This is a genomic window from Polaromonas sp. (assembly GCF_016185115.1).
Classification (GTDB): Bacteria; Pseudomonadota; Gammaproteobacteria; order Burkholderiales; family Burkholderiaceae_C; genus Polaromonas.
Genome location: NZ_JACPOF010000024.1, coordinates 155,811 through 168,412, shown reverse-complemented (window position 1 = coordinate 168,412; position 12,602 = coordinate 155,811). Strand labels below are relative to the sequence as shown.

At 59.1% G+C, this 12,602-nt stretch carries 8 protein-coding genes and 1 pseudogene; 3 read left to right on the top strand and 6 right to left on the bottom strand.

Translation table 11 applies throughout. The annotated features are described in order from the left end of the window. The 3 genes and pseudogenes from HYX42_RS18775 to HYX42_RS18765 form a co-directional block, all read left to right on the top strand. Window positions 1-3,010 (top strand): annotated as a pseudogene (locus tag HYX42_RS18775) (hypothetical protein); the annotation flags it as partial. Further along, window positions 3,007-6,390, top strand: a complete 3,384-nt coding sequence (locus tag HYX42_RS18770) for a hypothetical protein (protein WP_293405972.1) — start codon at window positions 3,007-3,009, stop codon at window positions 6,388-6,390. The pseudogene HYX42_RS18775 and the gene HYX42_RS18770, both read left to right, overlap by 4 nt. A 17-nt stretch (window positions 6,391-6,407) precedes the next feature. Then, entirely contained in the window at window positions 6,408-7,505 is a 1,098-nt protein-coding gene (locus tag HYX42_RS18765; protein WP_293405970.1) for an OmpA family protein, read from the top strand. 85 nt (window positions 7,506-7,590) lie between these two features. Here HYX42_RS18765 and HYX42_RS18760 read toward each other — a convergent pair whose 3' ends face one another. From HYX42_RS18760 to HYX42_RS18735, 6 genes are read right to left on the bottom strand one after another with little or no spacing between them, the layout of a single operon-like run. Beyond that, a complete protein-coding gene (locus HYX42_RS18760; protein ID WP_293405968.1) occupies window positions 7,591-7,983 on the bottom strand; it encodes a RidA family protein in 393 nt (130 codons plus the stop codon). A 22-nt stretch (window positions 7,984-8,005) separates the two neighbouring features. After that, complete coding sequence (locus HYX42_RS18755; RefSeq protein ID WP_293405966.1) at window positions 8,006-8,437, bottom strand: thioesterase family protein; 432 nt, start codon at window positions 8,435-8,437, stop codon at window positions 8,006-8,008. After that, the gene (locus HYX42_RS18750; protein WP_293405964.1) at window positions 8,434-10,077 is read right to left on the bottom strand and encodes an AMP-binding protein; all 1,644 of its coding nucleotides are present in this window, start codon (window positions 10,075-10,077) and stop codon (window positions 8,434-8,436) included. The genes HYX42_RS18755 and HYX42_RS18750 overlap by 4 nt, the downstream gene beginning before the upstream one ends. Next, entirely contained in the window at window positions 10,074-11,255 is a 1,182-nt protein-coding gene (locus HYX42_RS18745; RefSeq protein WP_293405992.1) for an acyl-CoA dehydrogenase family protein, read from the bottom strand. The genes HYX42_RS18750 and HYX42_RS18745 overlap by 4 nt, the downstream gene beginning before the upstream one ends. A gap of 4 nt (window positions 11,256-11,259) precedes the next feature. Then, window positions 11,260-12,114 (bottom strand): enoyl-CoA hydratase family protein, encoded by an 855-nt coding sequence (locus HYX42_RS18740; protein ID WP_293405962.1) that lies wholly within the window; start codon window positions 12,112-12,114, stop codon window positions 11,260-11,262. Then, the gene (locus tag HYX42_RS18735; RefSeq protein ID WP_293405960.1) at window positions 12,111-12,596 is read right to left on the bottom strand and encodes a MarR family transcriptional regulator; all 486 of its coding nucleotides are present in this window, start codon (window positions 12,594-12,596) and stop codon (window positions 12,111-12,113) included. The genes HYX42_RS18740 and HYX42_RS18735 overlap by 4 nt, the downstream gene beginning before the upstream one ends. Between the last annotated feature and the right edge of the window lie 6 nt (window positions 12,597-12,602).

Here is a 12,602-nt window from a genome sequence, read left to right as displayed (position 1 = left end):
GCAGACCAGCACGGGCGTGACAGGAACGGGCACGACAGGGGCGCTGAACGACACCAACGCCGCCAACAACACGGGCACGTTCAGCGTGCTGGGCACGGCCGCCGACATGAGCGCCAGCTTTGCCGGGTTCCCGGCAAGTGCGGCACCTGGTACAACCGTCAGCGGTACGGTCAGTTTTGTAAATACCAGCACTACGGGTACGGCCACGACTGCGGTGTTTACCCTCGCACTCAAACCGGGCCTGGGAGTGGGCAACGTCACTGTTACCAGTGCTCTGCTTGGCAACGGCGTGTACAACAACGCGACCGGTGTGGTGACATTCCCAACTTCGCCGACGGTGGTCAACGTCACGCCGAGCGGCACGGTCAGCGCCTCGATCAGCTTCCTGCAGACCAGTACGGGCGTCACAGGTACGGGTACCTCGAACGCCGTGAATGACACCAACCCTGCCAACAACACAGGTACCTTCAATGTGCCCGCAGTCAACGCTGACGTGGGCACGACCCTGACGATGCCTGCCAGTGCGACACCGGGTGGTACCGTGACAGCTACCGTGACTTTCTTCAATCTGGGGCCGTCAACCGCCAATGATGTGACACGCACGGTTGTGCTGAGCGGCGGCACGCTGACGGCGGTGACTGGCGGTACTATCGTTGCGGGTAGCGTGACGGCGACCTTCGCGGTGGCCACGCTGGCATCGGGCAGCAGCGCCAGCTTCACATTTACCTATGTTGTCCCGGCTTCAGGCACCGTCAGGGGCACAAGCACCATCACCACCACGACGGCAGACATCAATCTGGCGAACAACGTCAAAACGGCCACCACGGTGGTGTCGGGTACAGGGGTCGATCTCTCCGTAACCCTTACTTTGTCACCAGCCTTGCTGGTGCCGCCGACCAGTACGACTGTGGGGGGCATCACAAGCACTGTTGCAGGGACCAACCGGGTGATCGTGACGGTGACGAATGTGGGCTCACTGGCCAGTGGAGGCTCCCTGACGGTCAATTTGCCGTCAGGATTTGGGAGCTCTACTGCAACTACCGTTACTTTCACCGTGGGGCAGCTATCTCCAGGTGAGTCCCGCGTATTCACTACAACCTACTCTTTACCGGGTTCCGTAACAACTACCCAGACGTTTACAGCCACTGTGGCAGCGTCTGGCGGTGCCGACATCAACCCGGCCAATGACAAGAGCGTCCTGGCTGCTGGCGTTGGCGCCAACCTCAAGGGCCTTGCGTGGATAGACAGTATTCGGGATGGTTCCAACTTCCGTACCTACCAGGTTGGCGAGACCCTGCTGCCCAATGTGTTGGTCAAACTGACGAATTCGTCTTCCGTGGTTGTGGGCACCGCATTCACGAATTCGCAAGGGCAGTATCAGATTACGGGCATACAGCCGGGATCGGGTTACAGCCTCCAGTTCTTCAACTGTTCGGTGACGACCGATACCAGTACCTGTAATGCCATCGGTACCACGCCTGTCAACCAGGGTGCCGTGACTTCCAATGGCAATCAGAATAACGCCAGCACTGTGGTGGAGACCGGTGTCAGCGGCGGCACCTACGGTCTGAGCATCTCGGGTGTCAGCCTTTATGCCGGCGACAACACCGTTAACCAGAATTTGCCGATTGACCCGAGCGGTGTGGTGTACCGCACAGATACGCGTGAGCCGCTGAACGGTGCAATCCTGACGCTCTATGGGCCGTACGGCACCAATGGCCAGATGGTTGCTGTCCCAGGTAAAAACCTGGTCAGCGGCATCAACACTTGCGCCACGGGTGGTGCCGTGGGGGACATTCCTGCCTGCCCGAGCGGACAGCCGGGTGGTTATGAATACCTGCTCAAGAACGCAGCAGATGGATCTTCTCCGTTCATTGCCGGCAACTATGTGATTCAGGTAACGCCGCCTGCCGGCTTCTCGGCAAGCTCGATAACGCCGGGTATTTTCCCGCAGTCGCCAGTGCCGGCAGGCGCCGACATCTTTGTTCAGAGCCAGTCAGGCCCCCCCAAGGTTGGGCAGGCCACCACGTACTACCTGTCGTTCAACCTTTCGGCGACCTCGGCCAACATTTACTTCAACCATATTCCACTGGACCCCGGTGCGAAACCCGCCCTTGGTGCCTTGCTTATCAGCAAGACAGGTAACAAGACTTCGGCAGAGTTGGGTGATTCTGTCCAGTACACCATCCGGGTGCGCAATACCACGCTGGTGCCCATCACCGGTGTGAAAGTCGCAGATTCCCTGCCGGCTGGATTCCGCTACATTCTCGGCACCTCCCGACTGGGTACGACGACGCTGACTGACCCTGCCGGTGGTGTTGGGCGCGACCTGAGTTTCGCTATTGGCACCATCAACGGCCAGGAGACCGCCGAGTTGACATACTTCGTCCGCCTCGGCGTGGGTTCCCAGCAGGGTGATGGCATTAACAGCGCGAAAGCTACCGGAAATGGTGTGGGCCCGAATGGGGCATTTGTGGCCGAATCAAATATCGCCAGATTCAAGGTCAATGTTCTGGGTGGCGTGTTCACCAATGATGGATGTATCGCTGGCAAGGTCTATGTCGATTGCGACGGCAATGGCATACAGAACAACACCGGTGGCAGCCGTGAGGTCGGTATACCCGGGGTGCGGCTGGTCATGCTCGATGGCAGCTTCTTCATCACGGATTCGGAAGGTAAATACAGCGTTTGCGGCGTCAAGCCACAAACCCATGTTGTGAAAGTTGACCGGACCACGCTGCCCAAGGGTTCGCGCATGGTTCCATCCAGCAACCGCAATGCCGGTGTGGGTGACAGCCTCTTTGTTGACCTCAAAGGCGGTGAGCTTGCACGCGCTGACTTCATCGAGGGTTCCTGCAGCCCTGAAGTCCTTGACCAGGTGAAGGCGCGTCGTGCCCAGGGAGGCGTTACTGCCCCTGAAACAGAAAAAGGGCTGCCACTGCAAACCCGGAATCGCCCGGGTGAAGTACAGCGAGAAGTCCCTCCCTCGAATCCGGGGGTTGTGCAATGAAGAAGATGAAGCAGCCCTGCTTTTCCGATGGAGTGATGCTGCGCCGTACGCCGGTCGCCATCGCGGTCATGCTCGCGCAGGGTCTGGCATTGGCCCAGCCTGCAGCCAATACGACAAGTGCAGATGTTCCCGAGTCAAAAAGTCTGTTTGAAACAGGAGGTCAGGAGGGCATAGGTCCACGCCCCTTTACATCGTTCCTTGAGCGCCTCAGTTCGCCCGTCACCAGAATCAGCCTGAAGGTGGACGGGGATAACCTGACTGCCGACGGCGTAACGGGTACAGATGTCCAGTTGCGTCTTTTTGGCAAGGATGACCAGCGCATCACGGCAGATGTCGAAGTCACGATTGAGGTCGACGGTGGCGCGCGCGTTTTGATGCCTGGCCGCAGAACTTCGGAGTCGGGTGCGGACCGCGGCGATATCGACAGAATTACCCCCGGCGTCCAGTATGTGGTCAAGAACGGCACCTTGCAGTTCAAGCTGATCGCGCCTTTCAAGCCCGATCCTGTGACCTTGAAGGTGTCCATCAAGGGTGTCGCGGAAAAGATCGTCGTCCGTTATGTACCCGACCTGAGGGACTTCGTGGCTGTTGGCCTCCTCGAAGGTCGTCTGCGGTCGGACAAGTTTGATCCGAAGCAGATCACTCCGGTTCGGGAAAATGACGGTTTCGACAATGAGCTCAAGGGCTTCACCAAGGATTTCAATGGTGGCAAAACCAAGCTGGGTGCACGCGCGGCTGTCTACCTCAAGGGGAAGGTCAAGGGCGAATACCTTTTAACACTTGCATACGATTCCGACAAAGACACCCGGATCAAGCTGTTCCAGGACATTGATCCGAACGCCTTCTATCCGGTCTATGGCGACTCAAGCATTCGCGGTGTTGACGCCCAGAGCTCGGGCAAGCTTTACGTCCGGATTGACAACAAGCTCAACTACCTTTTGCTGGGCGATTACACGACTGGCGATACCAATCCTGCGCGTACGCTGAGCCAGTACAACCGCTCGCTGCCTGGCATACGGGGCCATTACGAAGAAGGTCGTGTTACGGCCAATGGCTTTGTGGCTCAGCAGGCACTGACGCAGGTGGTGGATGAATTCCCTGCGCGCGGCGTATCGGGACCCTACTCGGTATCCAACCCTAACGGCGTCAGCGGGTCTGAGAAGATCGAAATACTGACCCGTGACCGTTACCGTACCACCAACATCATCAAGGTCACGCCTGTAGCCCGCAACACTGATTACGAATTCGAGCCCTTCTCTGGCCAGATCGTTTTTCGTGCCCCGGTACCGAGTTTTGACGACCAGCTCAATCCTGTGTCCATCCGCATCACATATGAGGTGAATACCGGGGGGCCGAAGTTTCTCGTTTATGGCGGGGATGTCCGCCTGAAATTGACCGACAACCTGAGTGTGGGCGTTGCCGGTGCGCGGGATGAAAATCCCGGTGCGCCTTTTGAAGTGACAGGTGCCAACCTCACCCTCAAGTTGAGCAAGAACACCGAGATACTCGCCGAAGTAGCACGCACAAACAGCACAGTCAATACCAACGCGAGCGGGTACAACACAAATGTCAGTTCCAACTTTGCCGGCAAGGTTGGCGAGGTGCAGGGCAGTGCCGCCCGTGTGGAAATTCGTCATGCAGACGACGACCTGCGTTACAAGGCCTACGGTGTGCGCTCCAGCACGGATTTCAACAACGCATCTTCGGGCCTCACAGGCGGCAGGACCGAATATGGCGCGTCGGGTGCATATCGCGTTACGCCGGCCTTGAGTATCACGGGCGAGTACCTGACGTCAAAAGACAGCCTATCCGGGAGTCTGAACGAGCAGGGCTCCGCAGCCATTGACCTCAAGATATCCAGCCGCCTGACCATTGGTGGCGGTGTACGTCGGGTCGAGCAGAACTCCATCAGCCTGGCTCAGACGACAGCCACCAACTGCAGCAACATCACAACCGGAACTACAACAGCTGCAGGTGCGATTTCGGGCTACAACACCGGCTACGGCATCAGCCAGGTGGGCAACCAGTCCATCGACCCGGCCACCGGGTTGCCCATACTTTGCAATGTGGGCATCAACAATGTCCCGGGCGCACCGACCAGTCTTGAGCGCACTTCCCTGTTTGCCCGCGCCGCCTACAAGGTGACTGATTCCCTGACACTGGATGGCGAGCTGCAAAATGTCACCGGCAGTGATCCCACCAATCTATACCGCCTGGGCGCACGTTGGGCCGTCACTGATCGGTTGAATGTATCTGCTGAAACCCAGCGTGAATTCAGTGGCAATGGCTCGGGCCTGTATCGCCTGGGCGCCGACTGGCGTGTTGCGGACAAGACCCGTCTCTACAGCCGTTATGAGCGCGCCACGCAGTACAGCGGTGCCTACGGCCTGGGCGTTGGACCTGTCTCTGACGCTTTCTCCGTGGGTATCGACACCCAGTACATGCAGGATGGAGCGCTTTACAGCGAATATCGCCTGCGTGATGGCGGTTCTGGCAAGGAAGTTCAGCGTGCGCTGGGTCTGCGTAACGGCTGGCGCCTGGCGGAGGGTGTTCGCATGACCACCAATCTGGAGCGTCTCGCCGCTACCAGCGGCAATGCATCTTCAGCGGCGGTGGGTCTTGAATATACGGCCAGCCCGATATGGAAATCTTCCGGCCGGGTTGAGTGGCGCGAAGATGCCAACAACACCAATTTTTTGGTGACGGCGGGCACTGCACGCAAGCTCGACAGCGACTGGACCTTGCTGGCGCGTGAATACGCAAGCATCGTCAACCCGCGTACTGCGCTGGGTGCCAAAACCTTGCAAAGTCGCTTCCAGGTCGGGTTTGCCTATCGCCCCGTGGATAACAACAAGTTTGATGCACTGGGCCTTTACGAGCGCAAGGATGAGCGCAACAGCAGCCCGGGCGCGACGCAGATCAACAGCACGACCGATGTCATAAGCTTCCGGGGCAACTACCACCCCAGCCGCGCCTGGTGGATCTCCGGCCGCTATGCCTATAAAAACGTCAACGAGTTGCTGCTCGGTACCATCAATGACAGCTACCGGGCCCAGTTGCTCGGCGGCCGCGTGACCTACGACGTCACCAACAAGTGGTCGCTTGGTGCGATTTTCTCCAGGCTGCAAGGCACCGGCGGTGACGTGCAGTACGCCTACGGTCTTGAAGTGGGCTATGTCGTGATGGATAACCTTTACGCGACCCTGGGCTACAACTGGCGTGGTTTTGCATCTTCTGGCACCGCAGCGGGCCTGACCGGCAACGACTACACCAACCGCGGTTGGGTACTCGGCCTGCGCTACAAGTTTGACGAAGACCTGTTCAAAAAGAACGACGCATCGTCCAACAAGACGATTGACCCTAACGTGATGAAACCCTAACCGTGTTGAGGATGGCCATGAACTATTCAATCGCCCCTCGCAGTCCTGCAACGCTGTTGCTCGTTGCTGCTGCGGTATTGGCTGGCTGCTCATCGGGCGGCAGCAAAAACGAAGCGCCTGCAGCGTATGCGCAAGCCACCGGGCTGACGCCCCAGCAGCTTCGCATCACCGATGAGCGCATCATCCAGGACAGGCAAACACTTGAAGGTGTTCAGCAACGCCTGCGCAAGCTCAATGAAGCTGGCATACCGCAGAACAGTTACTCACTGGCAAAAGCCCAGTGCTGGCTGGATACGGCCAGAAGCCAGTACCACGAAAATGATCGGTCGGGATATATTGAAGAGTCGATGACCGAAGCGGTGAAGATTGCCCAGGCTCTCGAGGCCGACAAAACAGCCCGCGCCGGTCTCGATACACCCCTGGTCGCACGCAGCTCCAAGCTGCGCGACGATCTGTGGGCCCAGCTCAGTAACTACAAGAACCAGCCGGCATCCATGGCCTGCAATGCCCGAACGGTTGCATGTGCCGAGGTCCGTCTGGTGCGTGCTGGCCATGCAGATGAACAGACCGGCTGGCGTCAAGCAACTCCGCACATCCAGATGGTCGAAGACGCATTGCGCCGGGCGAAAATCGAAGCGGACAGTTGCGTCCAGCCACGGGCTGGTGTTTTGACGGCGAGGGATGCAACGCCTGCCGCCGGGGTGGCTGCAGTTGCACCAATCAGCCGCGAAACCTATGTGTTGCTCACAGACACCCTGTTCAAGTTCGACAAATCAGGCGCCGAAGACATGATTCCCGGCGGCATGCAGCGCCTCAATGATGTTGCCCAGCGCCTCAAGGCCTACAAGTCCATACAGACGCTCACGGTGTTGGGTTATACCGACCGTCTGGGTTCGGACGACTACAACGACAAGCTTTCGGAAGCCCGAGCCAAAACCGTGCAGGCCTACCTTGAGTCGCTCGGCGTCAAGTCAGCTGCGGCAGTCGCACAGGGCAAAGGCAAGCGCGATGCTGTCAGCAAGGACTGCAGCGCCAGCCTTGGCCGCGAACAGCTGATCCAGTGCCTGCAGCCTGATCGCCGCGTGACGATTGAAGCGACGGGCACCGCCAAATAGCCATACCTTGGCAACGCAGCAAAAAAAGGCAGCCATAGCTGCCTTTTTTGGTTTCTGCTGCAACTGCGCGCAGCCGGAAGAAAGCCTAGTCAGGCAAGACTGCTGTCACTTCGATCTCGATCTTTGCGCGCTCTTCAACCAGTGCGGCTACTTCGACACATGTCATGGCGGGGAAGTTTTTACCCATGACCTCGCGATATACGACGCCCAGTTCTTTAAGCCTCTCCACATATTCAACACGGTCGACGACATACCAGGTCATGCGGGCCATGTGCTCGGGTCCCGCGCCACCGGCTTTCAGAACGGCAACGATGTTCAGCAAGGCCTGCCGCGTCTGTGCAATAAAGTCATCGGTTTCAAATTTCTGGTCTGCGTTCCAGCCGATTTGGCCGCCCACAAAAATAAGCGTACCACGCGCCATCACGCCATTGGCATAGCCCCTGGGTTCGGCCCAGCCTGGAGGTTGCAGTTTTTTCATGTTGTTGTGTCTCTTCTGGATGTCATGGAGTTGTTTGCAGATAGGGCAGCATGGCAGCCCTGAGCTCATCAGGAATGCGCACCGGCTTCCCATCGGGCAGCACTGAATACACGAGCACCGAGTTCGACTTGAGTTTCAGTGCGCCCGCTGCGTCACGTGGCTGGCCGCCCGAATGGATTTCGTAGTCCATGCCCAGGCTTGAATTTCCGAGTTTTGAAATCGACACGCTGATGGTGATTTCATCGCCATAGCGGCACATGCCAAGAAAGCTGGTTTTGATATCCACGATGGGTGTACCAAAGCCACCTTTGATCATCTCGTGCTGCGGAAATCCAATATGCGCGAGAAAGTCTTCCTTTGCCTCATGGAGCAGGTAGAAAAATTGCGGAAAAAAAACAATGCCCGCGGGGTCGCAATGATGAAAGCGGATCTGCCGCGCTATGGTGAATATCATGGCGTACGCAGCTTGAATCGCTGCAGCTTTCCGGTTTCGGTACGCGGCAGTTTATCGACAAATTCGATCTGGCGCGGATACTTGAATGGGGCCAATGATGACTTCACGTGGTCCTGCAATGCCTTGACTGTTTCTGCGCCGTCCTTCTGTCCGGGTTTCAGCACGATGAAGGCCTTGACGATCATGCCGCGCTCATCGTCAGGCAAGCCGACCACACCGCACTCAGCCACTGCAGGGTGCTTGAGCAGGGCATCTTCCACCTCGGGGCCACCAACGTTGTAGCCGGCGGTGATGATCATGTCATCAGCCCTCGCCTGATAGAAGAAGTAGCCGTCGTCATCCTGCATGAAAGCATCGCCCGGGTAATTCCATCCGTCCTTCACATAGTTGCCCTGGCGCTCATCGTCCAGGTAGCGGCAACCGGTAGGGCCCTTGACAGCCAGTTTGCCCACCGTGCCGCGCGGAACTTCATGGCCTTGGTCGTCAACCACCTTGGCCATATAGCCTGGCACCACCTTGCCGATAGCGCCACGCCGAACGCCATCCGGGCTGGCCGGGTCGGTGGAGATGAAGATATGAAACATCTCTGTGGCGCCAATGCCATCGGTCATTTCCATGCCGGTCGCGTCCTTCCAGAGTTGGCGCGTGGCATCGGGCAGCGCTTCACCGGCGCTGACGCAGGTACGCAATGTGGGTGTGCCAAGCTGCTTGGCAAATGCAGCCATCTGCCGGTAGAACGTGGGTGCGGTGTAGCAGATGGTGGCGCCCACCTGGTTGATGAGCTTGACCATGGCTTCCGGCGTGTAAGCTATGGAGGGGTAATACACCGAGGCGCCGGCCCACATCGGGAACAGCAACAGGCCGCCCAGGCCAAAGGTGAAAGCCAGCGGCGGTGAGCCCATCACGATGTCGTTGGGCGCGGCGCGCAGGATGTGGTGCGGCCACGACTCACAGGCTGCCAGCACATCGCGGTGTGTGTGCACCACTGCCTTGGGTTTGCCGGTGGTACCCGATGTGAAAGCCATCATGGCCACATCGTCAGCTGAGGTAAGGCAGGGCGTGAAATTACCGGTTTTCGCGGTCGCAAGGCCTTCGAGTGACTCCGCTTGTTGCGGCGCATTGAATGCCACAACGGTTTTGAGTGTTTCACCCTGCGTCTGCGCTGCCTGCAGTTCATCAAGCAGCGAGGCATCGCAAAGCGCAAACGACACCTGCGATTTCTCAATCACTTCGCCAAGTTCCTTGGCACGCAGCAGTGGCATGGTGGCCACAGCCACCAGACCCGCCTTGACGACCCCCAGCCAGGCCAGCGCCATCGCAATCGAGTTGCCGCCCCTGAGCAGTACACGGTTGCCGGGCACCAATGCATGGTTTTCCGTCAGCACCTGCGCGATACGCGCCACCTGCTGCGCCGCTTCACCATAACTCAGCGTCAATTTGTCGGAGCGCAGAAAAGCCTTGCTGGACAGCTTGCGCGAAGCAGCCTTGTCAAACAGAACATCAACCAGGTTGGCCTGTGCGGGTATCTGCAGCTCCGGCAGGCTGTAAAGCATCTCGGCGCATTGCGCGGCGGGGGGCAGCCTGTCATGCACGAAGTGGTCTGGCTGCGCCGATGGGCAGGCGGCGGAAGTTCGGGTCATGATTGCAACACGGCCTTTCCAATAATCAGTTGCTGGACTTCGGTCGCGCCCTCGTAAATACGCAGCGACCGGATGTCGCGGTACAGGCTCTCAACCTTGGTGCCGACCTTGACGCCCAGGCCGCCATGCATCTGCAGCGCCATGTCAATCACGCGTTGTGCGTTTTCGGTGGCGGTCATTTTGGCCATTGCCGCTTCGGCCGTCACACGTGTGTTGGCGCCCGTGCGTTCGCCCTCGTCACGAAACCAGGCAGCGCGGTAGGTGAGTAACGCGGCTGAATCGACCAGCGCGGCCATCTCACCGATCTTTGCCTGCGTGAGCTGAAAGTCAGCCAGCGTCTGGCCAAACATCTTTCGCTGTTTTGAATGGCTGACAGCTTCGGCCAGTGCGCGGCGGGCCATGCCCAGAGCCGCACCTGCCACAGAGGCACGAAAAATATCCAGGGTCTGCATCGCCAGCTTGAACCCGCCATGCAATGCGCCCAATTGCGTGGCTGCATCCAGTTTGCAGTTGGCAAATTTGAGCGTGGCGAGCGGGTGCGGTGCCATGACAGCAATGTGCTCGCTGGTGTCCAGGCCTTGCGCGTTCGCATCCACTATAAAAGCTGTGATGCCGCGCGTTCCAGCTGCGTGGTCGGTTTTTACGAAGGTCACATAAAAGTCTGCGATGCCGCCGTTGCTGATCCAGGTCTTGCTGCCGTTGATGGTCCATTCATCGCCGACCTTGACGGCGCTGGTAGACATGGCGCCCGCGTCCGAGCCTGCGTCGGGCTCACTCAGTGCAAAGGCTGCAATTTTCTTTCCGCTCGCCACCAGAGGCAGGTAGGCAGCCTGCTGCGCGGGCGTACCGGCCAGCGTGATGGCCCCACTGCCCAGACCCTGCATCGCAAATGCAAAGTCGGCCAATGGCGAATGGAAGGCGAGTGTTTCCCGCAGTATGACTAGCGCTCTTGAGTCGAGCTTTGGCAATGCGCCCCCAAGTTTGCCGTCTGAACCGGCTGGCACACAGTAACGCAACCAGTTGCTGGCGCCCAGCAATTGCACCCACTCCTTGCAGGCCAGGCGGTCATCGCTTTCGTCAATATGCTGCTGCGGTATCCACGCGGCCAACCGCTGGCCGATGCCGCGATGCACATCGTCAAAGAAGGGCAGCGATAGATGTGAGGTAGAGGGCACCATGTCGTCAATCGCCCATGAAAACAGGTTTTTGTTTCGCGGCAAAAGCTTCGTAGGCGCGGGTGAAGTCTTTGGTCTGCATGCAGATGGCCTGTGCCTGGGCTTCGGCTTCAATAGCCTGGTCCAGCGTCATGGCCCATTCCTGGTGAAGCATGGTCTTGGTCATGCCATGCGCAAAGGTCGGGCCACTGGCCAGGTCGGCGGCCAGCTTCTGTGCTGCACCCAGGACGTCATCAGGCTCGTGCAGCGAATTGAAGAACCCCCATTGCAGGCCTTCCTGCGCATTCATGGCGCGGCCGGTGAACAGCAGCTCGGACGCGCGACCCTGGCCGATCAGGCGCGGCAGCAGTGCGCAGGCGCCCATGTCGGCACCGGCCAGCCCGACGCGTGTGAATAAGAACGCGGTCTTGGCCTGCGCAGTACCCAGGCGCATGTCTGCAGCCAGCGCCATCATGGCGCCCGCACCGGCGCAGATGCCGTCTATGGCGGCAATGATGGGTTGCGGGCACAGGCGCATGGTCTTGACCAGATCGCCTGTCATGCGCGTGAACTCCAGCATCTCGGGCATGCTCATTTTGGTGAGCGGGCCAATGATTTCGTGCACATCGCCGCCAGAGCAGAAGTTGCCGCCTGCGCCGGTGATGACAACCGCTTTCACGTCGGTGGCGGTGTTCAGTGCGCGGAACAGGTCGCGCAGCTCGGCGTAGGAGTCAAAGGTCAGCGGGTTCTTGCGGTCAGGCCGGTTCAGTGTGAGGGTGGCCACGCCTGCATCAAACGCATAGGCGAAGTGTTTTGCCTGGTAGCCCGCAAACGCATCGAACTGGGCGTGCATGGGGTTGTTGGGGCCTATGTAATGCTTCATATGGTTTCCAGTTTGTCCAGTTGCTGTGCGTTGTGGTGCTGCTTGACCTTGCCCAGCAATTTGTGCAGTGACTCCACCTCGCGCGCAGAGAGTGATTCGAAAGCGGCGACTATCCAGGCTTCATGCTGGCGCGCCATCTCGCCGAACACCTTGCGGCCGCGTGCGGTCAGGCGCACGCGGTAGGCGGGGCGGTCGCCTTCAACACCCGCCCGCTCGACGACACCTTCAGCCACCAGCTGGTCGGTGATGCCGGTCACGTTGCCGCCCGTCACCATCATGCGGCGCGAGAGCTCGTTCATCTTCAGGCCTTCGGGGTTACGCTCAAGCTGCGCCATCAGGTCAAAGCGCGGCAGCGTGGTGTCGAACTGTTCGCGCAGCTGGCTGCGCACCTGCTTTTCAACCAGCTGCGTGCATGTCAGCATGCGCAGCCAGAGCCGCAATGCCTCGGGGTGTTCGCTGTGGCCTCGTGCTTCCATGTCCATGGTGTG